The sequence below is a fragment of the Pseudomonas sp. genome, assembly GCF_049590575.1.
Taxonomy (GTDB): domain Bacteria; phylum Pseudomonadota; class Gammaproteobacteria; order Pseudomonadales; family Pseudomonadaceae; genus Aquipseudomonas.
Window position 1 is genome coordinate 24,600 of record NZ_JBAWDE010000408.1, and the last position, 26,294, is coordinate 50,893.

The following is a 26,294-nucleotide window of genomic DNA, read 5'->3' on the forward strand; positions in this document are numbered from 1 at the left end:
CAAACCTTAGTGGTCAGCTGCCGGGCCGCCGATCGGGGTTTCAGGGCGTTCGTTCTGTACCACTGGCGGAGTGCCTGAAGTGCCCGAACCGCCTTCCCAGTCGCGAGGTTCACGCGGCGTGCGGCCAGCCATGATGTCGTCGATCTGGTCGGCATCGATGGTCTCGTACTTCATCAGCGCATCGGCCATCGCGTCCAACTTGTCGCGGTTGTCGGTCAGGATCTGCTTGGCCGTGCCGTAGCACTGGTCAATGATGCTGCGCACTTCGGAGTCGATCAGCTTGGCTGTCTCACCCGAGAAACTGGCAGCCTGACCACCACCACCGCGACCCAGGAATACTTCACCTTCTTCCTCGGCATACATCAAAGGCCCGAGCTTTTCCGACAAGCCCCACTTGGTCACCATGTTTCGTGCAATCTGGCTGGCACGCATGATGTCGTTGGAGGCACCGGTGGTGACACCGTCAAAGCCCAGGGTCATTTCTTCAGCAATCCGGCCGCCGTACAGCGAACAGATCTGGCTGATCAGCGCGCGCTTGGAGAGGCTGTAGCGATCCTCTTCCGGCAGAAACATGGTCACACCCAGCGCTCGGCCACGTGGAATGATCGACACCTTGTAGACCGGGTCATGCTCAGGCACAACACGACCAACAATGGCGTGACCCGCTTCGTGATAAGCGGTGTTCTGTTTCTCTTTTTCGGACATGACCATGGATTTGCGCTCGGCGCCCATCATGATCTTGTCTTTCGCCAGTTCGAACTCTTTCATTTCCACGATGCGCTTACCGGTGCGGGCTGCGAACAACGAAGCCTCGTTCACCAGGTTGGCCAAATCGGCACCGGAGAAGCCTGGAGTACCCCGGGCAATCACGGCCGGAGCCACGTCGTCGCCCATTGGCACTTTGCGCATGTGCACTTTGAGGATCTGTTCACGACCACGAATGTCCGGCAAGCCGACCACTACCTGGCGGTCGAAACGGCCTGGCCGCAGCAGCGCAGGGTCCAGCACGTCCGGACGGTTGGTAGCAGCAATGACGATGATGCCGTCATTCATCTCGAAACCATCCATCTCGACCAGCAACTGGTTGAGGGTCTGTTCACGCTCGTCATGACCGCCGCCCATACCGGCACCACGATGGCGACCAACGGCGTCGATCTCATCGATGAAGATAATGCATGGCGCGTGCTTCTTGGCCTGTTCGAACATATCGCGAACACGGCTGGCACCCACGCCGACGAACATTTCGACGAAATCAGAACCGGAAATGGTGAAGAACGGCACCTTGGCTTCGCCGGCAATCGCCTTGGCGAGCAAGGTTTTACCGGTACCCGGAGGGCCAACCATCAGCACGCCGCGAGGAATGCGGCCACCCAGGCGCTGGAACTTGCCCGGATCACGCAGGAACTCGACCAACTCACCGACTTCTTCCTTGGCCTCATCGCAACCCGCGACGTCAGCCAGGGTGGTCTTCACCTGATCCTCGGAAAGCAGGCGTGCCTTGCTCTTGCCGAAGCTCATCGGCCCGCCCTTGCCTCCCGCACCACCCTGCATCTGGCGCATGAAGAACATGAACACGGCGATAATCACCAGGATTGGAAAGCTGGCTACCAGTAGCTGAGTCCAGATGCTTTGCTGCTCAGGCTGCTTGCCTTCGACAACGACTTTGTTGTCTACAAGATCGCCGATCAGGCCATTGTCCGGGATGTTTGGACGGATGGTCTTGAAGCCATCGCCATCGTTGCGCTTGCCAGTGATCACTGCGCCATCAACTGTCACGCGCTCGACCTTGCCATCCTTAACTTGCTGAATGAAGTCGGAATAGTTGAGGGTCTGTGGCTCGTTAGGGCTGGAGAAGTTGTTCATCACCGTCACAAGGACAGCCGCGATGATCAACCACAGGATCAGATTCTTTGCCATATCGTTCAATTAACTACCCTCTGAAGCAAGCTCCGCTACTGGCGCGCGCTTCGCATGATATTCACCGGCCTAACTTACTACATTACCTACAACACTGGCAGGCGCCGTCTGTAACCCTTTGTGAAACTTTGACTACACAATATTCGTAAAGCTTCATGACGAAAGCGATATAAAAAAACCTATCGCCCTCCTCCAAATCTTAAAAACGCTCTTCGCTTGCAGCGCCTTCAACACCGCGGAAGCCGCGGCACAACAGATACTGCTCCCGGGACCTGTCCCGAGATGAGTCAGGCTTGCGCGTCTGCACCTTGTCGAACAACTTGCGAATGTTCTTGTGGTACTCGTCAAAACCCTCGCCCTGGAAGACCTTCACCAGGAAGTCACCGCCAGGACGCAACACCCGACCCGCCAAATCCAGCGCCAATTCACAAAGGAACATGGCTCGCGGCATATCGACGGCCGGTAATCCACTCATATTGGGGGCCATGTCGGAAATCACAAGGTCTACCTGTGAATTTCCCACCGCCTCGAGGATCTCGGCGAGCACCGAGTCCTGGGTGAAGTCACCGTGGACAAAGGTCACATCGGGGATGCTGTCCATTTCCAGGATGTCGGAAGCGATCAGGCGACCTTGACCACCAATCAGACGACTGGTCACCTGCGACCACCCACCCGGCGCGGCGCCAAGGTCAATAACACTCATGCCAGGACGGATCAATTTGTCCTTGTCCTGGATCTCCAGCAGCTTGTAACTGGCCCGTGAACGGTAGCCGTCCTTTTGCGCCTTTTTGACGTAAGGGTCGTTGAAATGCTCTTGCAGCCACTTAAGGCTAGTTTTGGAACGGGCCACGGGCCACCTCGAAAAATAAAACGGGTCGTGATTAACTGGGCGGTCCCGGACTCGCTCGGGTAAACTGGCCGCCGCTTTTTACAAGATCAGACGCAGGGGTCAGATTATGCCGCTCACTCAAGAGCAGAAGAAACAGTACAAATCCATTGGCCACCATCTGAAACCAGTTCTGATTGTGGCAGACAACGGTTTGACTGAAGGTGTGTTAGCCGAACTTGAACGCGCATTGGGCGATCATGAACTGATCAAGATCAAGGTCAACATCCTTGACCGCGAAGCGCGCCTGGCCGCCATTGCAGAACTGTGCAAGGTTGGCAAGGCAGACCTGGTTCAGGTCATCGGCAAGATGGCGCTGCTGTATCGCAAGAATTTCAGCGTCAACAAGCAGTTGTCGAACGTTCATCGCTTCAAATGATGACTTTCAAATAACAGCAAGGGTCACGGGCGTGCTTCGCGCGCCCCGCCACTCCATCCCGGTGCAGGCTGTACAACCAGCACCAGACCGGAGAACCCTAGCACAAGATAGCTGAATAGCTGCCAGCGCAACGCTTCCGGCAGCCACACATGCACCACGCAAAACATTGCGCACGCATACAGCGCCATCAACAGCAGTTGGCCGCGAATATCCCGCCACAAACTTCCCCAGCCCTCAGCCTCAACCAGCACCAAAACCTGGAGCAACACGCACGCCGCCGCAAAACCCACCAGCAGCGCACTCAATAATCCATCGATCTCATCGATCAGCAACGGTGCCAGGCCAATCAAGCCCAGCGCCGGCAACACGCCAATGTGCAACAGCCACAGGCCGCCCACCCAGAGCATCTGGGAGAGCTGCCAAAGCATGGCGCCCGCACGAAGCGGGCGCCGCCTTTCAGACGTGACGAACTTCAACAATCTCGTACTCGATCAAGCCGCCTGGCGTCTTCACAGCCACCACATCACCCTCTTCCTTGGCAATCAAGGCGCGAGCGAGAGGGGAACCGACAGAGATTTTGCCAAGTTTAAAGTCAGCTTCGTCTTCGCCCACGATGTGGTAGACCACGCTTTCGTCAGTCTCGACGTTGGCGATTTCCACCGTGGTGCCGAAAATCACTTTGCCGGTCTTCGGAATGGTCGTCACATCGATGACCACCGAGTTCTGCAGGCGACCTTCGATGTCACGGATTCGCGCCTCAACCATGCCCTGTTGCTCACGAGCAGCGTGGTATTCGGCGTTTTCCTTCAAGTCACCCAGCTCGCGGGCCGTACCGATGTCCTGGCTCAGCTTCGGACGTACGACCTTGGTCAGATGGGCGTGCTCCTCTTCCAGGGCCTTGAAGCCCTGGACGGTCATTGGGTACTTAGTCATGCCTTCAATCCTGCGTGTAGATCCTGCAAGCGACGCACGGTCTTTTCAGGACCGAACTTGAGCGCTTCACAGATGGCTTCGCCAGCAGCAATGGTGGTGGTGCAGTAGATCTTGTGCTGCAAGGCGTTACGACGGATGGAGTAAGAGTCCGCGATCGACTGGCGACCTTCGGTGGTGTTGATGATCAAGGTGACTTCGTCATTCTTGATCATGTCGACCACGTGCGGACGGCCTTCCGTCACCTTGTTCACGCGACGCACTTTCAGCCCCGCAGCTTCGATCAGCTTGGCGGTCCCGGCGGTGGCCACGATTTCAAAGCCCAAGTTGATCAGATCACGGGCCACACCTGCAACCAGTGGCTTGTCGTCATCACGCACACTGATAAACGCAGTACCGCCGGTCGGCAGGACTTCGCTGGCGCCCATCTGGGCTTTGGCGAACGCTTCACCGAAGGTATCGCCCACGCCCATCACTTCACCGGTGGACTTCATCTCCGGGCCCAGGATCGGGTCCACGCCAGGGAACTTGGCGAATGGGAACACCGCCTCCTTCACACTGTAGAAGTTCGGAATGATTTCCTTGGTGAAGCCGATTTCCTTCAAGGTCTTACCGGCCATCACGCGAGCAGCGATCATGGCCAGGGACACACCGATGCACTTGGAAACAAATGGCACGGTACGCGAAGCACGCGGGTTGACTTCGATGACGTAGATGTCTTCGCCTTGCAGCGCCAACTGTACGTTCATCAGGCCGACCACGCCGAGCTCCAGGGCCATTTTCTTGACCTGTTCGCGCATCTCGTCCTGGATGTGTGCCGGCAGCGAGTACGGCGGCAGCGAGCAAGCGGAGTCACCGGAGTGAACGCCCGCCTGTTCGATGTGCTGCATGATCGCGCCAATCACAACGTCGGTGCCGTCGCAGACCGCATCCACGTCCATCTCGATGGCGCAGTTGAGGAAGTGGTCGAGCAGCACCGGGCTGTCGTTGGACACTTTCACCGCATCACGCAGGTAGCGCTTGAGCTCTTCTTCTTCGTAGACGATTTCCATCGCCCGGCCGCCCAGTACGTAGGACGGACGCACCACCAGCGGGTAGCCGATCTTGCTGGCTGCGCGGATGGCTTCGTCTTCGCTGCGCACGGTGGCGTTTGGCGGCTGACGCAGGTTCAAGCGCTCAACCATTTGCTGGAAGCGTTCACGGTCTTCGGCACGGTCGATGGCGTCAGGGCTGGTGCCGATGATCGGCACGCCGGCAGCTTCCAGGGCACGTGCCAGTTTCAGCGGGGTTTGACCGCCGTACTGGACGATCACACCTTTTGGCTTCTCGACGCGGCAGATTTCCAGCACGTCTTCCAGGGTTACCGGCTCGAAGTACAGACGGTCGGAAGTGTCGTAGTCGGTGGAAACGGTTTCCGGGTTGCAGTTGACCATGATGGTCTCGTACCCGTCTTCGCGCAGGGCGAGGGCGGCGTGTACGCAGCAGTAGTCGAACTCGATGCCCTGGCCTATACGGTTTGGACCGCCGCCCAGGATGATGATCTTGTCGCGGCCCGACGGCGCGGCTTCGCACTCTTCCTCGTAGGTGGAGTACATATAGGCGGTGTCGGTGGCAAACTCGGCCGCGCAGGTGTCAACGCGCTTGTAGACCGGGAAGATATCCAGCTTGTGGCGATGGGTGCGCAGGTTTTTCTCGGTCACACCCAGCAGCTTGGCCAGACGCTGGTCGGAGAAGCCCTTGCGCTTGAGGCGGAACATCAGGTCGCGGTCGATGGACGACAGGCCGAGGGTCTTGACCTTCTCTTCTTCCTTGATCAGATCTTCGATCTGCACCAGGAACCACGGATCGATCATGTTCATGCCGAAGATTTCTTCGACGGTCATGCCGGCGCGGAATGCATCGGCCACGTACCAGATACGCTCGGCTCCCGGCACGGTCAGCTCGCGTTTGAGGATGCTCATGCTTTCCGGGTTGCTCAGGTCGAGCTTCTCGTCCAGACCGCAAACACCTACCTCGAGGCCGCGCAGGGCTTTCTGCAGGGATTCCTGGAAGGTCCGGCCGATGGCCATCACTTCACCCACGGATTTCATCTGGGTGGTCAGGCGCGCGTCAGCCTTGGCGAATTTCTCGAAGGCAAAACGTGGCAGCTTGGTCACGACGTAGTCGATCGACGGCTCGAAGGACGCCGGCGTAGCGCCGCCGGTGATTTCGTTTTGCAGCTCGTCCAGGGTGTAGCCGATCGCCAGCTTGGCGGCGATACGCGCAATCGGGAAGCCGGTCGCTTTAGATGCCAGCGCCGAAGAACGCGATACACGCGGGTTCATTTCGATCACAACCATGCGGCCGGTGTCTGGGCAGATACCGAACTGAACGTTGGAGCCGCCGGTTTCAACGCCAATCTCACGCAGCACCGCCAACGAGGCGTTACGCATGATCTGGTATTCCTTGTCCGTCAGGGTCTGCGCCGGAGCAACGGTGATCGAGTCACCGGTGTGCACACCCATCGGGTCGAAGTTTTCGATCGAGCAAACGATGATGCAGTTGTCCTTTTTGTCGCGGACAACCTCCATCTCGTACTCTTTCCAGCCGATCAGGGATTCGTCGATCAGCAGCTCTTTGGTCGGCGACAGGTCCAGACCACGGGCGCAGATTTCTTCGAACTCTTCACGGTTGTAAGCGATACCGCCACCGGTGCCGCCCATGGTGAAGGACGGACGGATGATGCACGGGAAGCCGAGCTTTTCGAGAACCGCATTGGCCTCTTCCATGCTGTGGGCGATGCCGGAACGCGGGCAGTCAAGGCCGATGGACTTCATGGCCTTGTCGAAACGCGAGCGGTCTTCAGCTTTGTCGATGGTGTCGGCGTTGGCGCCGATCATCTCTACGCCGAACTTCTCCAGAACGCCTTCGCGCTCCAGGTCCAGGGCGCAGTTCAGGGCGGTCTGGCCACCCATGGTCGGCAGCAGCGCGTCCGGACGCTCTTTCTCGATGATCTTGGCAACGGTCTGCCACTTGATCGGCTCGATGTAGGTGGCGTCGGCCATGTCCGGGTCGGTCATGATGGTGGCTGGGTTGGAGTTCACCAGGATGACGCGGTAGCCCTCTTCGCGCAGGGCTTTACAGGCCTGGGCGCCGGAGTAGTCGAATTCGCAGGCCTGGCCGATCACGATCGGGCCAGCGCCGAGAATCAGGATGCTTTTTATGTCTGTACGTTTTGGCATGGGTTTGTCACTCAAATCCGCAGGTCAGTCGGCAAGCCGTCTTGAACAATCTTTGAAGAGCCTGCGGGGGCCACCGATGTTCGGGGCCGCCCGCAAGCCACTCAGTCAGCGTCGCTTGGCCATCTCATTGATGAAACGGTCGAACAGCGGCGCGACGTCGTTCGGGCCCGGGCTGGCTTCAGGGTGGCCCTGGAAGCTGAACGCGCTCTTGTCGGTGCGCTCGATGCCTTGCAGGGAGCCGTCGAACAGCGACTTGTGAATTGCACGGACGTTAGCCGGCAAGGTCGCTTCATCCACCGCAAAACCGTGGTTCTGGCTGGTGATCATCACAACGCCAGTGTCCAGGTCTTGCACTGGGTGGTTGGCACCGTGGTGGCCATGGCCCATTTTCAGGGTCTTGGCGCCGGAGGCCAGGGCCAGCAGCTGGTGGCCGAGGCAGATACCGAACACCGGAATCTCGGTTTCCAACACTTCCTTGATCGCCTTGATCGCGTAGTCGCAAGGCTCAGGGTCGCCCGGGCCGTTGGACAGGAACACGCCGTCCGGCTGCAGAGCCAGAACGTCGCTGGCCGGGGTTTGCGCCGGCACAACCGTCACGCGGCAACCGCGTTCGACCAGCATGCGCAGGATGTTGTACTTCACACCGTAGTCGTAGGCGACCACGTGGTAAGGCAGATCAGCCGCGTCGATGGTCGCGTGGCTGTCAGTCTTCAAATCCCAGACCGTGGAGCGCCACTCGTACTGCTCTTTGACGCTGACGACTTTCGCCAGGTCCATGCCCTTCAGGCCAGGGAAGCCCTGTGCTGCGGCAATCGCCGCCTCTTCGGAAATATTGTCACCGACCATGATGCAGCCGTTCTGCGAGCCTTTTTCACGCAGGATGCGCGTGAGGCGGCGCGTATCGATACCGGCGATCGCCACAACATTGTTGGCTTTCAGGTAATCGGACAGCGACATCGTGTTACGCCAGTTGCTCGCAACCAGTGGCAAGTCACGAATGACCAGGCCGGCCGACCACACACGATCAGACTCGACGTCTTCCGGTGTAGTACCGGTGTTGCCGATGTGCGGATAGGTCAGGGTTACGATCTGTTGGGCGTAGGAAGGATCGGTAAGGATTTCCTGATAGCCGGTCATGGCAGTGTTAAACACTACCTCTCCAACGGTTTGACCGTCGGCTCCAATGGCTTCGCCGCGAAAAATGCTGCCATCAGCAAGGGCGAGTATGGCTGGCTTAGTCAAGAAGACCTCCCGTAAATAAAGCCTGAAAGGGCGATCGCAGGTTGTAAAAAAGCGGAGTGACGTATGGACACGTCACCCCGCTTCTTCACTGAATTATTCTGCGCGCTTTTAGTGGACACACTAAAGCTGTAGCTTACAGAAAAAGGCTTTTTTGGTCCACCGCTAATGAGCCTTGAAGGCAGGAGAATGCGACAGGACGTCGCCTAGCGGGTAAAAACGGGGCCTCAGGATAATCCTGAGGCCCCGTTTTAGCTACTGATTAGTGCAGATCCAGCACGTCGCGCATGTCGTAAAGGCCCGCCTCACGACCATCCAGCCAGAGCGCAGCACGTACCGCACCTTTGGCAAATGTCATGCGACTGGAAGCCTTGTGCGTGATTTCCAGCCGCTCGCCTTCGGTGGCGAACAGCACAGTGTGATCACCGACCACATCGCCACCGCGCACGGTGGCGAAGCCAATGGTGTCACGCGCACGTGCGCCGGTATGGCCTTCCCGACCATAGACCGCCACTTTCGACAGATCACGACCCAGCGCATCGGCAATAGCCTCGCCCATGCGCAGCGCGGTGCCCGACGGCGCGTCGATCTTGTGGCGGTGATGGGTCTCGATGATCTCGATATCCGCTTCATCACCCAGCACGCGCGCCGCCAGGTCCAGCAACTTGAGCGACAGGTTCACGCCCACGCTGAAGTTAGCCGCGAAGACGATTGAAATATCCTTGCCCGCCTCCACCAGCAACTGCTTCTGCTCGGCACTCAAGCCCGTAGTGCCGATCACCATGGCCTTGCCGGCTTTGCGGCAGAACGCCAGGTTTTTCAGCATCACGTCCGGCAACGTGAAGTCGATCAGCACGTCGAACTCGTCAGCTACCTTTTCAAGGCTGCTCGACAACGACACGCCGATACGCCCCAGCGAAGCCAGCTCGCCCGCATCAGCACCAATCAACGTGCTGCCAGGGCGCACGATTGCCGCCGTCAACCCGGAGGCCGGCGAACGCTGCTGCACGGCCTCCACCAGGGTTTTACCCATGCGCCCGGCAGCGCCCATTACGGCTATACGTCGCATACTCATTCCTTACAGGTCGCCGAAGAAGCGCTTCACACCGTCGAAAAAGCCCGTGGTTTTCGGCGAGTGGGAATTGTCGCCTTCCAGCGAGCTGCGGAACTCTTCAAGCAGTTCACGCTGACGACGCCCCAGGTTAACCGGCGTTTCCACCGCCACACGGCACATCAGGTCGCCAGCACCGCCACCGCGCACCGGCGCAACGCCTTTGCCACGGATACGGAACTGCTTGCCGGTCTGCGTCCCCTCAGGGATCTTCAGCTTGACCCGACCGTCGAGCGTCGGGATCTCCAACTCGCCACCCAAGGCTGCATCGACAAAGCTGATCGGCACTTCGCAGAACAGGTGCTTGCCGTCGCGCTGGAAGATCGAGTGCTCACGCACATTGATCACCACGTACAGGTCGCCCGTAGGACCACCCTGGGCGCCCGCCTCGCCTTCGCCCGACAGGCGAATACGATCACCGGTATCCACGCCCGCCGGCACTTTCACCGACAAGGTTTTGTACTCTTCCACGCGGCCTTCGCCGTGGCAGGAGTCACAAGGGTCGGAAATGATCTTGCCCTGGCCATGGCAACGCGGGCAGGTTTGCTGCACCGAGAAAAAGCCCTGCTGCATACGCACCTGGCCAATACCGCCGCACGTCGGGCAAGTAATTGGCGAAGAGCCTTTCTTGGCACCCGAACCGTCGCAAGGCTTGCAGTTAACCAGCGTCGGTACACGAATGTTGACACTGGTGCCGCGCACGGCTTCTTCCAGGTTCAGCTCCAGGGTGTAGCGCAAGTCGCTGCCACGCTGGGCGCCGCCACGCTGACCGCCACGGCCACCGCCGAAGAAGTCACTGAACACGTCGCCGAAAATATCGGAGAAGTTCTGACCGCCAAACCCTGCACCGCCACCGCCCATGCTTGGGTCGACACCGGCATGGCCATACTGGTCGTAGGCTGCACGCTTGTTGGGATCAGACAGGCATTCGTAGGCCTCGTTGGCCTCTTTGAACAGCTCTTCGGATTCTTTGCTATCCGGATTACGGTCCGGGTGGTGCTTCATCGCCAGGCGACGGTAGGCCTTCTTGAGGTCCGCCTCGCTGGAGCCGCGCTCCACACCCAACACTTCGTAATAGTCACGCTTTGCCATAAGTCTTTGCACTCTTAAGGACGTTCAGCCAGACCCTCCTGAGCCTTGCCAAACTCGTTGAGCCCCAATACAGGCCCGGACCCAACTCACGTCAATTCAACGATCCTGGTCATAACTGCTTTTAGCCGAGACCCAGCCAAAAATGCGGTACTTATCGCTCGGAAAGCAGGAGCATTCCCGATCGCACCGCCAGCATCCGAAGCTTGTCGCATGCTGTAAAAATTCGCATACCCCAGACACGCCAACGCGGGAGCAAGCTCCCGCGCGGCGACATCCTACCAGTCACCGCTTGAAAGCGGTCAACCGGGCGACCAACTTACTTCTGGTCTTTTACTTCTTCGAACTCGGCGTCGACAACGTCGTCGTGCTTGGCTTCAGGCTCTGCGTGCTGCGCAGCACCATCAGCCGGCTGGCCTTGTTCGGCATACATTTTCTGTGCAACCGGCGCGGAGACTTTCGACAGCTCCTCAACCTTGGCTTCGATAGCAGCCTTGTCGTCGCCTTTAATGGCGGCTTCCAGGGCAACCACGGCCGCTTCGATTGCGGTCTTCTCTTCAGCGGTCACTTTGTCGCCCGCTTCGGAGATCATTTTGCGTGTCGAGTGAACCAGGGCATCACCCTGGTTACGAGCGCCCGCCAGTTCAGCAAACTTCGCATCCGCGTCAGCGTTGGCTTCAGCATCACGAATCATCTGTTGAATTTCTTCATCAGACAGACCGGAGTTGGCCTTGATGGTGATCTTCTGCTCTTTGCCGGTAGCCTTGTCTTTCGCGCCGACGTGCAGGATGCCGTTGGCGTCGATGTCGAAGGTCACTTCAATTTGTGGCACGCCACGGGGTGCTGGTGGAATCTCGGCCAGGTCGAACTTGCCCAGGGACTTGTTCTGAGCAGCCTGCTTACGCTCACCTTGCAGCACGTGAATAGTCACAGCGCCCTGGTTGTCGTCGGCCGTCGAGAACACTTGCGATTTCTTGGTAGGAATCGTGGTGTTTTTCTCGATCAGCGCGGTCATCACGCCACCCATGGTTTCGATACCCAGGGTCAGCGGGCTGACGTCCAGCAGCAACACGTCTTTCACGTCGCCGGCCAATACCGCGCCCTGGATGGCAGCACCCATGGCAACCGCTTCGTCCGGGTTCACATCTTTACGTGCTTCTTTACCGAAAAACTCTGTCACCAGCTTCTGAACCAGTGGCATACGGGTCTGACCGCCGACCAGAATCACGTCGTTGATCGAGCCCACGTCGATACCGGAGTCTTTCAGCGCAATGCGGCAAGGCTCGATGGTGCGTTGAACCAGGTCTTCAACCAGCGCTTCCAGCTTGGAGCGCGAGATTTTCACGTTCAAGTGCTTAGGACCGGAGGCGTCTGCAGTGATGTACGGCAGGTTCACGTCGGTCGACTGAGCGGAAGACAGCTCGATCTTGGCTTTCTCAGCGGCTTCTTTCAGGCGCTGCATCGCCAGCGGGTCACCTTTGAGGTTCATGCCGCTTTCTTTCTTGAATTCGTCAACGAGGTAGTCGATCAAACGAATGTCAAAGTCTTCACCACCCAGGAAGGTGTCGCCGTTGGTGGCCAACACTTCGAACTGGTGCTCGCCGTCAACTTCAGCGATCTCGATCACGGAGACGTCGAAAGTACCGCCACCCAGGTCATAAACGATCACAGTGTGGTCGCCCTTGGCCTTGTCCATACCGTAAGCCAGAGCGGCTGCGGTAGGTTCGTTGATGATACGTTTTACATCCAGGCCCGCAATGCGGCCGGCGTCTTTGGTCGCCTGGCGCTGGCTGTCGTTGAAGTAGGCAGGCACGGTGATTACCGCTTCCGTGACTGTTTCACCGAGGTAGTCTTCGGCGGTTTTCTTCATCTTTTTCAAGATTTCAGCCGAGATCTGCGGCGGCGACATTTTCTGGCCGTTGACTTCAACCCAGGCGTCACCGTTGTCAGCCTTGGCGATTTTGTACGGGACCATCTTGATGTCTTTCTGTACGACTTCTTCGTCGAACTTACGACCGATCAGACGCTTCACCGCATACAGAGTGTTGTGCGGGTTGGTCACAGCCTGACGCTTGGCCGACTGACCGACGAGGATTTCGCCGTCGTTGGCGTAAGCAATGATCGACGGCGTGGTACGCGCGCCCTCGGCGTTTTCGATAACTTTTGCAACGCCGTTTTCCAGCACGGAGACGCAGGAGTTGGTGGTCCCCAGGTCAATACCGATAATTTTGCCCATGATTTACTCTCCCGAAACTTGAATTTGGTTGCCGCAGCAGTGGTGGCTAACTGCGGTAGCACTTAAACGCTTGACTTATAAATGGGGTCGTTACGACTGATTTCAAGCCTGCTCATCAATAGAAGGTGCAACAGGTGCAGGAGCCTTGCTCACCACCACCATTGCCGGACGCAGCAGGCGCCCGTTGAGCTGGTAACCCTTCTGGAACACTTTCAATACGCTGTTAGGCTCCAGGTCATGGCTTTCCTGCATGGCCATGGCTTGGTGATGCTCAGCGTTGAACGGTTCGCCGCCTTGTGGATCGATGGCTTCCAGCTGATAACGCTTCAGGGTGTCCTGAAACATTTTCAGGGTCAGTTCGATCCCTTCGCGCATCGGGCGGATGTTTTCGTCATCCGGGTTGGACAACTCCAGGCCACGCTCCAGGCTGTCGATAATCGGCAGCAGATCATTAGCGAATTTTTCCAGCGCGAACTTGTGAGCCTTCTCTACGTCCTGCTCGGCACGGCGGCGGACGTTCTGCAGATCGGCGGCAACACGCAAAGACTGATCCTGCGCGGCAGCCAATTGCTCTTCGAGCACCAGCACACGAGCGCCCAGGTCTTCCGAGCCAGCCTGGGTGGCGTCTGGAGTTTGCGTATCCTGCGTCTGTTCGTCAGCCATAGATTTCTCCTTTCAAAATCATGCGCGAACTCAACTCGCGCTTCTGTTCCGGTATATGGGGCCACAATTTCAGGGTTCAAGGGCGCAGGCGTTACCAAAAGTCTTTCCACTGCGCCGGATCAATTCCTGCACGCTCATTCCCTATCGCACTAAAAAAACGCTTGAATCAAGCAAATCGAGCTAAGCGCCAGGATTGTCAGCCCAGAACAAAACACTGTATAAATAACCAGACCTAAAGCCTGGGAGCGGCCGTCATGCTCGTGCACCTGTCCGTACATAACTACGCCATCGTTGAACATCTGGACCTCGAACTGGATCGCGGGATGAGCGTAATCACAGGCGAAACCGGCGCCGGTAAGTCGATCATGCTCGACGCCCTGGGCCTGACCCTCGGCGACCGCGCCGACAGCGGCGTGGTACGTCCCGGCGCAGACAAGGCCGATATCCTGGCGACTTTTGACCTTGCGGATATCCCAGAGGCCGAAGCCTGGCTGGCCGAGCGCGACCTTAATAATGACGGGCCGTGCATCCTGCGCCGAGTGATCACCGCCGAAGGGCGCTCCCGCGGCTATATCAATGGCACGCCCTGCCCCCTTGGCGACCTGAAGGCCCTGGGCGAACTGCTGATCGACATCCATAGCCAGCATGAACACCAATCCCTGCTGAAAACCGACACCCATCGCCGCCTGCTCGATGAATACGCCGGCGCCACCGACCTTGCCCGCCAGGTTCAGCTTGCCGCGCAACGCTGGCGCCAGACCCGCCAGGAACTGGAACGGCTCTCCAATTCCGGCGACGAGCAACGCGCTCGCCACCAACTGCTCAGCTATCAGCTTGAAGAGCTGGAAAGCCTGGCCCTTGGCGAGACCGAGCTCGAGCAGCTCGAACAGGAACACAAGAACCTCACCAATGCCGAAACCCTGCTGGCTATTTGTCGCCAAGTGGTAGAGCAATGCAGCGAGAGCGATTCCGGCAATGTGCTTAACGCACTCACCGCCAGCCTCCATCGGCTATCCAGCGTGAATAACGCCTCAGGTTCGCTGAGCGAAGCCACCACCCTGCTGACCAGTGCGCAGATACAGGTAGAGGAAGCCGTGGGTGAGTTGAACCGCTTTCTGGACCATTTCGACGCCGACCCGTCGCGCCTGCAGGAAATAGAAGAACGCCTGGACACCATCTATACCCTGGCGCGCAAGCACCGGATCCAGCCGACTGAAGTGGCCACGATGCAACAAAAGCTGCTGGATGAAATTGAAACCCTGAATGCCAATGACGAATCCATCGAGCGGCTGGGCGATGAACTCGCCTCGTTCGCCCGTCATTATCAGGAGAAGGCTCGCGAGCTGAGCGACCTGCGCCAGCAAGCGGCTACCAGCCTGGCCAACGCCGTAGAGCTGGAGATTCAGCGCCTGGGCATGCCTGGCGGGCGCTTCACCATCGAGTTGCGCGCCAATGCCAGCAACGAACTGCAGCCGCACGGCCTGGAACAGGTTGAACTGCTGGTCAGCGCCAACCCTGGGCAACCGCTCAAAGCGCTGGCAAAAGTGGCGTCCGGCGGCGAACTGTCACGCATCAGCCTGGCCATTCAGGTCATCACCGCCCAAACCTCGCGCGTACCGACGCTGGTGTTCGACGAAGTGGACGTGGGCATCGGTGGGCCGACTGCAGAAATTGTTGGCCAATTATTACGCCGCTTGGGAGATAGAGGCCAAGTGCTGACCGTCACTCACTTGCCACAAGTGGCAGCACAAGGGCATCAGCACCTGTTTGTGCACAAGGTGCGAGGCAGTGATGCGACGCACACGGCCGTGTCCAAACTGAATAAGTCGGAACGCGTGGAAGAAGTGGCGCGCATGCTCGGCGGTATCGATTTAACCAAGGAGTCCTTGGCCCATGCGAAGAAAATGGTCGTGGCGACGAAAGCCTGATCCGACAATTTTCACCTTATAGAAAGCACGAAGGCGACCCTAGGGTCGCCTTCGATCGTTTCGCAGAGTGAATCTGCGTCGTTTTTACTTTTTCTTACGGATGTAAAGAACCAGATTATGGTCAACCAGATCGAAGCCATGCTCCTCAGCAATCTTATGCTGCAGCGCTTCAATCTCAGGGCTGGTGAACTCGATAACCTCATTGGTATCCAGGTCAACCATGTGGTCGTGATGACCACCGTCGGCCAATTCGAACACTGCATGACCGCCGTCGAAATTATGACGAACCACCAGCCCTGCGGCTTCAAACTGGGTCAGCACACGGTAAACCGTGGCCAGGCCAACGTCCTCGTTAGACTCCATCAGCGCCTTGTAAACATCCTCGGCACTCATGTGGCGCTGCTCAGCAGAATCGAGCATTTGTAGAATCTTGACTCGTGGCAGAGTCACTTTAAGACCGGCTTTGCGTAGTTCGCTATTTTCAACCATGGTTAGCTTTCTCGCGGATGCTGCTTCGCAGCTTCTCTTAATACGGGTATGATCGGCGTTTACGTTGTCCCAGCCAAGATAGTGGAAGTCGCCCACCGATGCAAAACACCAAGCTCTTGCTAACCAGTTTCACCTTTGTGGGACTGCTCGCACTCGCCGGTTGTTCATTCCCCGGGGTTTACAAAATCGACATCCAGCAGGGCAATGTCGTCACGCAGGACATGATAGACCAGTTACGCCCGGGAATGACCCGACGGCAAGTACGGTTTATCATGGGCAACCCTCTGCTGACCGACACTTTTCATGCCGATCGCTGGGATTATCTCTACAGCCTCCAGCCGGGTGGCGGTGAACGCCAGCAGGAGCGCGTCAGTGTCATCTTCAATGGCAATGACCAGCTCGTCAGCCTGTCAGGTGACTTCATGCCCGGCGTGAGCCGTGATGAAGCCTTGCTCGGCAAGGACACTGGCACTAACGTGACTGCGCCTGCGCAGGAAGGCGAACAACAGAAGTCCGAGGTACCGGCCAAGCCAGGCTCCTTGCTCGACAAGATCCAGAAGGACGTCGACGGCGTGCAGACCGTGCCAGTCCCGACGCCACAGCCTCTGGACACCAGCCCGCAGTAATTATGCGCCGCTCAATAAAAAACCCGGCATGCCGGGTTTTTTATCGCCTGCCGTTTGGCACGCCTATGACTTCTGCTGCTTCGCCAGGGCCGCCTTGGCTGCGCGCAACCTGCGCACCTCTTTGGGATCTGCGAGCAAGGGCCGGTAAATTTCAATACGGTCCCCCGCCTGCACTGCACGTGCCTCAGCGTCCGCGACCACCTTGCCGAATATTCCCAAAGGGCAATCAAACAGGTCCAGCATCGGAAATTGCGCCGCTATCCCGCAACACTGCACCGCCGCCCGCAAGCTGGTGCCCACCGGCACCGCTACTGCCAGCAAGACCTGCCGGTCCTCGGCGGCGTAAACCACTTCAATATCAACCATGCAACTGCTTGGCTCGCTGACAGAACGCATCCACCAGGGTATTCGCCGCCTGATTGAACAGAGGTCCCAGCGTCGCCCGAACAATAGGCCCCGCGTAATCAAATGATAGATCCAGGCTGATTTTGCACGCCTTGTCGGTCAGCGCCTTGAATACCCACACGCCATGCAGTTGGGTAAACGGACCTTCCTGCAGATTCATTTCGATGGATTGCCCGGGCACCAGCACATTGCGTGTTACAAAGTGCTGGCTAAGACCACCCTTCGCGACCCCGACACTGGCAACCATATGCTCGCCACTGCTTTCCAGCACCTCGGCCGTTGAGCACCACGGCAAGAATTCCGGGTAACGCGCCACGTCGTTGACCAGGTCATAGAGCGCCTGCGCCGGATAGGGCAGCAGTGCCGAACGTTGTATATGCGTCGTCATGTGTGCGTAATTTCCACAGCTAAGCGGCAAACATCGCGAAAGAACAGCCCGATCCGCGAAAGAAAAAAACCAGAGAACTGCCCGCATTGTCCGGGATTCGTCCAACACGCTCAAGCACGCAGGTTGACCGTAGCCGACACGCTCGCAACTCCCTATAATGCCGCCCCTATGGCTAAACAAAAGAAACACCCCACAGGGACCATCGCGCAAAATAAAAAGGCGCGACACGATTACTTCATCGAACATCGTTTCGAGGCTGGTCTGGTCCTGGCCGGCTGGGAAGTAAAAAGTCTGCGCGCCAGCAAGCTGCAACTGGTCGACAGCTATGTGCTGCTCAAGGATGGCGAGGCGTGGCTGCTCGGCAGTCATATCACCCCGCTGACCACTGCGAGCACCCACGTGATTGCCGACCCGGTACGCACGCGCAAGCTGTTGCTCAATGCCCGCGAACTGGAAAAGCTCGCTTCCGCCGTACAGCAGAAGGGTTATGCCTGCATCTGTCTGTCCTGGTATTGGAGCAAGCACCTGGTCAAGTGCGAGATCGCCCTGGGCAAGGGCAAGAAGGAATACGACAAGCGCGATACCGAGCGCGAGCGTGATTCCAACCGCGAACTGCACCGCGCCGTACGCAACAAGGGCAAGGAAGACTAATCCTTGTAACCGTGTAGCCCTGGGAACTTCCCTCGGCTACATCCCTTTACGCCGCTCCGCACGCGCCACGCGCTGAACCTCCTGACGCACTTCCTCCAGCACTTCCTGCACATACAGCAGGTGACGTGTTGAAACCTCTCGCGCCTGCTCGGCCCGCCCTTCGATAATCGCCAGGTACAAATCCCGGTGCTGACTGATCAGCATGTCGCGGGTTTCCGTGCGCTGCTGATACATGCCGCCGATGTTGGTCACCACGTTACGCTTGAGCAGGTCGAACAAACCGCGGATGGTGTGCAGCAACACCGCATTGTGACTGGCCTCGGCAATCGCCAGATGAAAACGCGCATCCGCCGCCCCCTCCTCCGCCCGACTCACATCATCTGCGCGGGTATAACAATCCTGGAGCGCCTCAAACGCGGCGGTCAACCGCTCACGGTCGACCTCGGTGGCGCGCAAGGCTGCGTAGTAAGCACAAGATGCTTCTAGGGTCTGGCGAAACTCCAGCAGATCACGCTGTGCTTCGGGGTTGTTTTCCAGCAGGTGCAGCAGCGGATCGCTGAAGGTCGAACCCAGGGATTCCGCGACGTAGTTGCCGCCGCCCTGACGACTCACCAGCAACCCTTTAGCCGCCAGCTTCTGGATCGCTTCGCGCAGCGATGGGCGCGACACGCCAAACTGCTCAGCCAAAGCGCGCTCGGCCGGCAAGCGCTCACCCGACTTCAGCGTGCCCTCGAGGATCATGCCCTCAAGCTGCTCGACAATATCGTCAGACAAACGGCGCTGACGCACCTGATCAAACCCCATAACTCATTCTCCACCATCCCGACCACTCGCCGGGCCCTCTATTCTGGCCTATCGCTGCGCTCGCAGCACCTATCAGAACAGTCTCTGTTTATCCGTTCAGATTTCATTCCGGACCGGCCTTCGACCAAAGTTTCGCAAGCGGCAAATTGACACACCGCCTCGAAGCCTTTTAACCTAGCCGACAGCGATTGTAAATTGGTATTACCAATTATCCAATCTAACCAAACAACAACAATCAGGGGCCACCCCACATGCAAACCTGGCAACAGCTCTACAGCCCACTCGGCAGCCTCGGCCTGTCCGCACTGGCCGCCGTCATTCCGATCGTATTCTTCTTCCTGGCCTTGGCCGTGTTCCGCCTCAAAGGCCATGTCGCCGGGAGCATTACCCTAGGGCTGTCGATCCTGGTCGCGATCTTTGCCTTCCAGATGCCGGTGGACATGGCGTTGGCCGCCGCCGGTTATGGTTTTGCCTACGGCTTGTGGCCCATCGCCTGGATCATCGTGGCGGCCGTGTTCCTCTACAAATTGACGGTCAAGAGCGGCCAGTTTGAAATCATCCGTAGCTCAGTTCTGTCGATCACCGACGACCAACGCCTGCAGGTATTGCTGATCGGCTTCTGCTTCGGCGCATTCCTGGAAGGGGCTGCCGGTTTCGGCGCGCCCGTGGCGATCACTGCTGCGCTGTTGGTAGGCCTGGGCTTCAACCCGCTGTACGCCGCCGGCCTGTGCTTGATCGCCAACACCGCGCCCGTGGCCTTCGGCGCCTTGGGCATCCCGATCATCGTCGCAGGCCAGGTAACCGGCATCGATGCGTTCAAGATCGGCGCCATGACCGGCCGCCAGTTGCCCCTGCTGTCGCTGTTCGTGCCGTTCTGGCTGGTGTTCATGATGGACGGCCTGCGTGGCGTGCGCGAAACCTGGCCGGCCGCATTGGTCGCGGGCTTGAGCTTTGCCGTGACTCAGTACTTCACCTCCAATTTCATCGGCCCGGAACTGCCGGACATCACTTCGGCTCTAGCCAGCCTGGTCGCACTGACCCTGTTCCTGAAAGTCTGGCAGCCCAAGCGCACCGCCGGCGCACAGATCGCCGGCGCCACCTCCAGCGCAGCGGTCACCGCCAGCGCCGGGGGCTTCGGTCAACCACGCCAATCGGTCGCATCACCCTACAGCCTCGGGCAAATTTTCAAAGCCTGGTCGCCGTTCCTGATCCTGACAGTCCTCGTCACCCTCTGGACCCTTAAGCCGTTCAAGGCGATGTTCGCGGCAGGCGGTTCGATGTACAGCTGGGTATTCAATTTCGCAATCCCGCACCTGGATCAACTGGTGATCAAGGTGGCCCCCATCGTCACCAACCCCACTGCGATTCCTGCCGTGTTCAAGCTGGACCCGATTTCAGCCACCGGCACTGCGATTTTCTTCTCCGCACTGGTGTCGATGATGGTGCTGAAGATCGACATTAAAACTGGTCTTACCACTTTAAAAGAAACCTTCTACGAACTGCGCTGGCCGATCCTGTCCATCGGTATGGTGTTGGCGTTCGCTTTTGTCACTAACTACTCCGGCATGTCCTCGACCATGGCGTTGGTATTGGCCGGCACCGGCGCGGCCTTCCCGTTCTTCTCGCCTTTCCTCGGCTGGCTGGGGGTTTTCCTGACCGGCTCCGATACCTCATCCAACGCCCTGTTCAGCTCGCTGCAAGCCACCACCGCGCACCAGATCGGCGTCAACGACACCCTGCTCGTCGCAGCGAACACCAGCGGTGGCGTGACCGGCAAGATGATCTCCCCACAATCGATCGCCGTGGCCTGCGCCGCCACCGGCCTGGTGGGCAAGGAATCCGACCTGTTCCGCTTTACCCTCAAGCACAGCCTGTTCTTTGCCACCATCGTCGGGCTGATCACCTTGGCCCAGGCCTACTGGTTCACCGGTATGCTGGTGCACTGAAACCTGCACGCAATAGGGTAAGAACCGACGCCGGACAACGATTCCGGCGTCAGCTATTTCTGGAGGACCGATGAGCCTGCCTGCTGCTTTCCTGCGCGACGTCGCACAACTGATCCCGAAAGATCGGCGTTTTGACGACCCTCTTTCCACACTCGCTTTCGGCACCGACGCCAGCTTTTACCGACTGATCCCACAACTGGTGATCCGCGTCGAGTCAGAAGACGAAGTGGTAGCGCTGCTGCAATCAGCCCAGCGTGACCGCGTGCCGGTCACCTTTCGCGCGGCCGGCACCAGCCTGTCCGGGCAAGCCATCAGCGATTCGGTGTTGGTCGTGTTGGGCGAAAACTGGAACGGCCGTGAGATTCGCGGGCAGGGCACGCAGATCCGCCTGCAACCGGGCGTTATCGGCGCGCAGGCGAACGCCTGGCTGGCGCCGTTCGGGCGCAAGATCGGGCCGGACCCTGCGTCGATCAATGCGTGCAAAATCGGCGGTATCGTCGCCAACAATGCCAGCGGCATGTGCTGCGGCACGGCGCAAAATACCTATCACACCCTGGCGGGCATTCGCCTGGTGCTGGCCGATGGCAGCCGCCTGGACACCGAAGATGCGGCCAGCGTTACCGCGTTTCGTGAACAGCACGGAGAATTGCTTGAACGCCTGGCGACACTCGGTCGCGAGACGCGGGCCAATGCCGATCTGGCCGCCAAAATACGCCACAAATACCGTCTGAAAAATACCACCGGCCTGTCACTTAATGCGCTGGTGGATTTCGATGAACCGCTGGATATCCTCAGCCATTTGCTGGTGGGCTCCGAAGGCACCCTGGGCTTCATCAGTGCTGTCACCTACGACACCGTGATCGATCACCCGAACAAAGCGTCGGCGCTGATTGTGTTCCCGGATGTGGAAACCTGCTGCAACGCCGTGACCGTACTCAAAACCCAGCCGGTTTCCGCCGTTGAGCTGCTGGACCGACGCAGCATGCGTTCGGTGCAGGACAAACCGGGCATGCCGGCTTTCGTACAGCACTTGTCGGAAAATGCCTGCGCACTGCTGATTGAATCCCGCGCAGCTTCATCGTCGTTACTGCATGAGCAACTGGCGCTGATCATGGCGTCCCTCGCCAGCTTCCCCGTAGAGAAACAAGTCGACTTCACCGAAGACCCTGTGGAGAACGCCCGCCTGTGGGCGATTCGCAAAGACACCTTCCCCGCCGTCGGCGCCATCCGCAAAACCGGCACCACGGTAATCATCGAAGACGTGACTTTTCCCGTCGAACAACTGGCTATCGGCGTGAACCGCCTGATCGAATTGTTCGACAAACATCACTACGACGAAGCCATCCTTTTCGGACACGCCCTGGAAGGCAATCTGCACTTCGTCTTCACCCAAGGCTTCAACAGCGCGGAAGAAGTCGCACGCTATCAAGCGTTCATGGACGACGTTGCGCAACTGGTGGCAGTGGAGTTTGGCGGCTCGCTGAAAGCCGAACACGGTACTGGCCGTAACATGGCGCCCTTCGTCGAACTGGAATGGGGCAGCGACGCCTATCAGTTGATGTGGCAACTCAAGCGCCTGCTGGATCCGAATGGCATTCTCAACCCCGACGTGGTGCTCAGCGAAGACCCGCAAATCCACCTCAAGCACCTCAAGCCTTTGCCCGCCGCCGACGAGATTGTGGATAAGTGCATCGAGTGCGGTTTTTGCGAACCGGTGTGCCCGTCCAAAGGACTGACCCTGAGCCCGCGCCAGCGCATTGTGATCTGGCGCGATATCCAGGCAAAGAAACGCGCCGGGGCAGACATCACCGAACTGGAAGCCGCCTACCACTACCAAGGCATCGAGACGTGCGCCGCCACCGGCCTGTGCGCGCAACGCTGCCCTGTGGGAATCAATACCGGCGACCTGGTGAAAAAACTGCGTGCCCGCAATGCAGACCGTACGAAAACCGCCGAATGGCTCGCCAGCCATTTCGCCACCGCCCTGCAAGGTGCGCGTTTCACCCTGCATGTGGCCAATGGCGCCCGCATGCTCTTGGGCGCACCGCGCCTGGCAAAACTGTCAGCCACGATGACCAGGCTGTCCAAGGGGCAAATCCCACAGTGGACCAACGCTATGCCGCAGCCGGAAAAAGCCATTCGCTTCAGCCCGGTCTTGACTGATGAGCGCCCGCGCGTGGTCTACCTGGCAGCCTGCGTCTCGCGGGCCATGGGCCCGGCGGCGGGTGATAAAGAGCAGATGTCGCTGTACGACAAAACCCGCGGCCTGCTGGAAAAAGCCGGTTACCAGGTGGTATTCCCCGACAATCAGGACAGCCTGTGCTGCGGCCAGCCGTTCGCCTCCAAGGGTTATGCCGAGCAAGCCGAACACAAACGTCAGGAACTGATCGGCGCCCTGCTCCACGCCAGCCGCGGCGGGCTCGACCCGATCTATTGCGACACCAGCCCCTGCACCCTGCGCCTGGTGCAAGACCTCGGCGAAACACGTCTGGACCTCTACGACCCTGTACGTTTTATCCGCACACACCTGATGGACCGTCTCGACTTCACGCCGCAGGAAGCGCCAATCGCCGTGCACGTCACCTGCAGCACCCAGCACCTGGGCGAAAGCCAGGCTCTGATCGACCTGGCCCGACGCTGCTCCAACAACGTAGTAATCCCAGAGGGCATCCACTGCTGCGGCTTCGCCGGCGACAAAGGTTTCACCACGCCGCAGCTCAACGCCCACGCACTGCGCACGCTCAAGGACGCAGTGCAATATTGCAGCGAAGGAATTTCCACCAGCCGTACCTGCGAGATCGGTCTGAGCCAGCACGGCGGCATCGATTATCACGGGTTGGTATACCTCGTGGACCGGGTCACACAGGCCCGAGCGCATTAATCCATCAATAAAACCGAACGCCTGCGCGTCGGCGTAGTCATTTGAATAGGCCTCGGCGAACGAGGCTCATCAGTGATGTCGCTGGCAGCCGTCAACGCCAGCAGCGTCGAGCCCTTTTGCGCAAGGAGATACCCTATGAAGCGTTCCGCTCTTGCTGGCTTGTTCATTACCGCTGCGATGCTGGCCTCCCCTGTGTTCGCAGCGGGCGAGCCCGATCTGTGCAAGATCAACCTGGACAAAATCAACAACGGCCAAGCCCTGCTCGCCACTGATACCAGCGGCAAAAAGGGAGAAATCGACACTGCAGTCTCCCAGGCGAGAAATGCTCAGAACGCCGGCGATGACAAGAAGTGCATCGAGATCACCTCCAAGGCCCTGCAAAGCCTGCAAAACACTGATAAAGGCGGCAATCAGTAACACGCCGCATAGGAGAGCCAACCTTCGGGTTGGCCTTCCGTGACCGTTTGGCGTACACTGCACAGGCTTGTCACTCACTAAGAAACAACGAGTTACAAGCACGGGGCCGTTTAGGATTCGACGCCGGTCGCGAAACTTTAGGTGCATGCCGAGTTGGTAACAGAACTCGTAAATCCACTGTTGCAACTTCTTATAGTTGCCAATGACGAAAACTACGGCCAGGAATTCGCTCTCGCTGCGTAAGCAGCCTTAGCCCTGAGCTTCTGGTACCTTCGGGTCCAGCAATCACCAGGGGATGTCTGTAAACCCAAAGTGATTGTCATATAGAACAGAATCGCCGTGCAGTACGTTGTGGACGAAGCGGCTAAAACTTACACAACTCGCCCAAAGCACCCTGCCCTTCGGGTCGCTGAGGGTTAACTTAATAGAAACGGCTACGCATGTAGTACCGACAGCGGAGTACTGGCGGACGGGGGTTCAAATCCCCCCGGCTCCACCACTTCATCATCTAAAGACGTCCACGGACGTCTTTTTTTGTGCCTGTGATCCAGTAAAACCGCGGCCTCCAGCGCTTTTTCGGTCTTTTGAGAGTTTTTGAGTTCCAGCCATTCGGGTATTCCAGACAGTATTCCAGCTCATCCGGTGCTAATCTTTGGAATACCGAATCAGTGCCTGAGGACAATCTCATGCCGGCTCAAAATCTCCGCCTCTCCGATCGACAGCTCAAGGGAGTCAAACCCGCGTCCAAGGATTACGTCCTCACCGACGGTGACGGTTTGCAGCTCCGCGTACGCAGCAACGGCTCGTTGCTGTGGAATTTCAACTACCGCGAACCGGTGACCAAAAAACGCATCAACATCGGCTTCGGGACCTACCCCGAACTGTCACTGGCGAATGCACGAAAGATGGCAATCGATGCGCGCGAGCTGCTCGCACAGGGCATTGATCCGAAGGTGCAGCGCGATACGCTGAATGAGGCCAAGCGCGCAGAAACGGAACATACCTTCGAGAACGTGGCCACCGCCTGGTTCGAGCTTAAGAAAGACTCGGTCACCCCGGCCTACGCCGAGGACATCTGGCGGTCGCTCACGCTGCATGTGCTCCCCGACTTGAAAACGACACCACTGGTGAAAATCACCGCGCCGATGGTGATCGGATTACTGCGCCCTATCGAAGCGAAAGGCAGCCTGGAGACGGTCAAGCGTCTTAGCCAGCGGCTAAACGAGATCATGACCTACGGCGTAAATTCCGGCTTGATCTTCGCCAACCCGCTCAGCGGTATCAGGGCAGTATTCAAGCAGCCCAAGAAAGAGAACATGGCCGCGCTTCCACCCGAAGAGCTCCCCGAGCTCATGCTGGAGATCGCGAATGCCAGCATCAAACGCACCACCCGCTGCCTGATCGAATGGCAGTTGCACACGATGACTCGCCCCGCCGAGGCGGCGACTACCCGCTGGGCGGACATCGACTTTGAACGGCGTGTCTGGACTATCCCACCGGAGCGGATGAAGAAGCGCCGTCCACACAGCATCCCGTTGAGTGATCACGCTGTCGCACTGCTGGAGTCACTGAGAACTCACAGCGGCCATCGCGAATACGTCTTCCCGGCAGACAGAAATCCACGTACCCACGCCAATAGCCAAACGGCCAACATGGCGTTGAAACGCATGGGCTTCCAGGATCGCTTGGTCAGCCACGGCATGCGCTCGATAGCCAGTACGATCTTGAATGAACATGGCTGGGACCCGGAACTCATTGAGGTCGCACTGGCGCACGTCGATAAGGATGAGGTGCGTAGCGCCTACAACCGAGCCGACTACATCGAGCGCCGGCGCCCGATGATGGCCTGGTGGAGTGAGTACATCCAGAAAGCCGCCACCGGCAGCCTGCTCGCCTCAGCGTACGGCCAAGTCAGAGACAAGAACGTGGTGCCGATTCGCTAGCGCTGTACAGGCGCAAGAACTGCAGCAACAACTGAACGTTCAAGGTTCGGGGCAAGCAGCCTCGCTTATCCGCTTCTAAGCGCGGGTCCATCCAAACAGGGCTGCAAAGCCGCCCTGTTTGGATGGACCTTACTTTGTAGAGCTA

At 58.5% G+C, this 26,294-nt stretch carries 22 protein-coding genes and 1 other RNA gene; 9 read left to right on the forward strand and 14 right to left on the reverse strand.

The annotated features are described in order from the left end of the window. Positions 1 to 6 precede the first annotated feature (6 nt). Entirely contained in the window at positions 7 to 1,917 is a 1,911-nt protein-coding gene (ftsH, locus tag WBR57_RS28565; protein WP_424088647.1) for an ATP-dependent zinc metalloprotease FtsH, read from the reverse strand. A 199-nt stretch (positions 1,918 to 2,116) separates the two neighbouring features. After that, on the reverse strand, positions 2,117 to 2,767 hold the full coding sequence (gene rlmE / locus WBR57_RS28570) for a 23S rRNA (uridine(2552)-2'-O)-methyltransferase RlmE (protein WP_003235041.1): 651 nt from the start codon (positions 2,765 to 2,767) through the stop codon (positions 2,117 to 2,119). Positions 2,768 to 2,873: 106 nt separating this feature from the next. On the opposite strand from rlmE, the gene WBR57_RS28575 reads away from it, so the two are divergent. Next, a complete protein-coding gene (locus WBR57_RS28575) occupies positions 2,874 to 3,182 on the forward strand; it encodes a YhbY family RNA-binding protein (protein ID WP_017139256.1) in 309 nt (102 codons plus the stop codon). A gap of 23 nt (positions 3,183 to 3,205) precedes the next feature. On the opposite strand, the gene WBR57_RS28580 is transcribed toward WBR57_RS28575, so the two are convergent. The 8 genes from WBR57_RS28580 to grpE all read right to left on the reverse strand — a co-directional run bounded on the left by WBR57_RS28580 (position 3,206) and on the right by grpE (position 13,671). After that, entirely contained in the window at positions 3,206 to 3,610 is a 405-nt protein-coding gene (locus tag WBR57_RS28580; RefSeq protein ID WP_424088650.1) for an MFS transporter, read from the reverse strand. A gap of 28 nt (positions 3,611 to 3,638) precedes the next feature. After that, positions 3,639 to 4,115 carry a transcription elongation factor GreA gene (greA, locus tag WBR57_RS28585; RefSeq protein WP_424088652.1) on the reverse strand — a complete coding sequence of 159 codons (477 nt, stop codon included), beginning with the start codon at positions 4,113 to 4,115 and terminating at the stop codon, positions 3,639 to 3,641. Then, positions 4,112 to 7,333, reverse strand: a complete 3,222-nt coding sequence (gene carB / locus WBR57_RS28590) for a carbamoyl-phosphate synthase large subunit (protein ID WP_424088654.1) — start codon at positions 7,331 to 7,333, stop codon at positions 4,112 to 4,114. Before carB ends, greA begins: the two co-directional genes overlap by 4 nt. Before the next feature lie 105 nt (positions 7,334 to 7,438). Continuing rightward, a complete protein-coding gene (carA, locus tag WBR57_RS28595; RefSeq protein WP_424088656.1) occupies positions 7,439 to 8,575 on the reverse strand; it encodes a glutamine-hydrolyzing carbamoyl-phosphate synthase small subunit in 1,137 nt (378 codons plus the stop codon). 259 nt (positions 8,576 to 8,834) lie between these two features. Next, on the reverse strand, positions 8,835 to 9,641 hold the full coding sequence (gene dapB, locus WBR57_RS28600; RefSeq protein WP_424088658.1) for a 4-hydroxy-tetrahydrodipicolinate reductase: 807 nt from the start codon (positions 9,639 to 9,641) through the stop codon (positions 8,835 to 8,837). 9 nt (positions 9,642 to 9,650) lie between these two features. After that, a complete protein-coding gene (dnaJ, locus tag WBR57_RS28605; protein ID WP_424088660.1) occupies positions 9,651 to 10,775 on the reverse strand; it encodes a molecular chaperone DnaJ in 1,125 nt (374 codons plus the stop codon). Between the two features lie 316 nt (positions 10,776 to 11,091). Beyond that, positions 11,092 to 13,008, reverse strand: a complete 1,917-nt coding sequence (gene dnaK / locus WBR57_RS28610) for a molecular chaperone DnaK (protein WP_424088662.1) — start codon at positions 13,006 to 13,008, stop codon at positions 11,092 to 11,094. A 102-nt stretch (positions 13,009 to 13,110) separates the two neighbouring features. Further along, positions 13,111 to 13,671, reverse strand: coding sequence for a nucleotide exchange factor GrpE (gene grpE, locus WBR57_RS28615; protein WP_424088664.1), 561 nt, complete (start codon positions 13,669 to 13,671; stop codon positions 13,111 to 13,113). Positions 13,672 to 13,925: 254 nt separating this feature from the next. On the opposite strand from grpE, the gene recN reads away from it, so the two are divergent. Further along, positions 13,926 to 15,599: a DNA repair protein RecN gene (recN, locus tag WBR57_RS28620; RefSeq protein WP_424088666.1), complete on the forward strand. Its 1,674-nt coding sequence runs from the start codon at positions 13,926 to 13,928 to the stop codon at positions 15,597 to 15,599. A gap of 84 nt (positions 15,600 to 15,683) precedes the next feature. Here the strand turns inward: recN and fur are convergent, their stop codons facing one another. Next, positions 15,684 to 16,088: a ferric iron uptake transcriptional regulator gene (gene fur / locus WBR57_RS28625; protein ID WP_003194220.1), complete on the reverse strand. Its 405-nt coding sequence runs from the start codon at positions 16,086 to 16,088 to the stop codon at positions 15,684 to 15,686. Positions 16,089 to 16,186: 98 nt separating this feature from the next. Here fur and WBR57_RS28630 point away from each other — a divergent pair, with 98 nt between their 5' ends. Then, positions 16,187 to 16,714: an outer membrane protein assembly factor BamE gene (locus WBR57_RS28630; protein ID WP_424088668.1), complete on the forward strand. Its 528-nt coding sequence runs from the start codon at positions 16,187 to 16,189 to the stop codon at positions 16,712 to 16,714. Between the two features lie 63 nt (positions 16,715 to 16,777). Here WBR57_RS28630 and WBR57_RS28635 read toward each other — a convergent pair whose 3' ends face one another. Together WBR57_RS28635 and WBR57_RS28640 are read right to left on the reverse strand one after the other, a co-directional pair. After that, positions 16,778 to 17,080, reverse strand: a complete 303-nt coding sequence (locus WBR57_RS28635) for an RnfH family protein (RefSeq protein WP_424088670.1) — start codon at positions 17,078 to 17,080, stop codon at positions 16,778 to 16,780. Further along, on the reverse strand, positions 17,073 to 17,507 hold the full coding sequence (locus WBR57_RS28640) for a type II toxin-antitoxin system RatA family toxin (protein WP_424088672.1): 435 nt from the start codon (positions 17,505 to 17,507) through the stop codon (positions 17,073 to 17,075). The genes WBR57_RS28635 and WBR57_RS28640 overlap by 8 nt, the downstream gene beginning before the upstream one ends. A gap of 168 nt (positions 17,508 to 17,675) precedes the next feature. On the opposite strand from WBR57_RS28640, the gene smpB reads away from it, so the two are divergent. Continuing rightward, the gene (smpB, locus tag WBR57_RS28645) at positions 17,676 to 18,158 is read left to right on the forward strand and encodes an SsrA-binding protein SmpB (RefSeq protein ID WP_049711476.1); all 483 of its coding nucleotides are present in this window, start codon (positions 17,676 to 17,678) and stop codon (positions 18,156 to 18,158) included. Positions 18,159 to 18,194: 36 nt separating this feature from the next. Here smpB and WBR57_RS28650 read toward each other — a convergent pair whose 3' ends face one another. After that, positions 18,195 to 18,962: a GntR family transcriptional regulator gene (locus WBR57_RS28650; RefSeq protein ID WP_065910250.1), complete on the reverse strand. Its 768-nt coding sequence runs from the start codon at positions 18,960 to 18,962 to the stop codon at positions 18,195 to 18,197. Between the two features lie 251 nt (positions 18,963 to 19,213). On the opposite strand from WBR57_RS28650, the gene WBR57_RS28655 reads away from it, so the two are divergent. The 5 genes from WBR57_RS28655 to WBR57_RS28675 all read left to right on the forward strand — a co-directional run bounded on the left by WBR57_RS28655 (position 19,214) and on the right by WBR57_RS28675 (position 26,149). Continuing rightward, positions 19,214 to 20,908 carry a lactate permease LctP family transporter gene (locus WBR57_RS28655; RefSeq protein WP_424088675.1) on the forward strand — a complete coding sequence of 565 codons (1,695 nt, stop codon included), beginning with the start codon at positions 19,214 to 19,216 and terminating at the stop codon, positions 20,906 to 20,908. 70 nt (positions 20,909 to 20,978) lie between these two features. After that, entirely contained in the window at positions 20,979 to 23,789 is a 2,811-nt protein-coding gene (locus WBR57_RS28660; protein WP_424088677.1) for an FAD-binding and (Fe-S)-binding domain-containing protein, read from the forward strand. A gap of 135 nt (positions 23,790 to 23,924) precedes the next feature. Beyond that, positions 23,925 to 24,206, forward strand: coding sequence for a hypothetical protein (locus WBR57_RS28665; protein ID WP_424088682.1), 282 nt, complete (start codon positions 23,925 to 23,927; stop codon positions 24,204 to 24,206). A gap of 102 nt (positions 24,207 to 24,308) precedes the next feature. Continuing rightward, positions 24,309 to 24,705, forward strand: a transfer-messenger RNA (tmRNA) gene (gene ssrA / locus WBR57_RS28670). 187 nt (positions 24,706 to 24,892) lie between these two features. After that, on the forward strand, positions 24,893 to 26,149 hold the full coding sequence (locus WBR57_RS28675) for an integrase domain-containing protein (protein WP_424088679.1): 1,257 nt from the start codon (positions 24,893 to 24,895) through the stop codon (positions 26,147 to 26,149). Positions 26,150 to 26,294 lie beyond the last annotated feature (145 nt).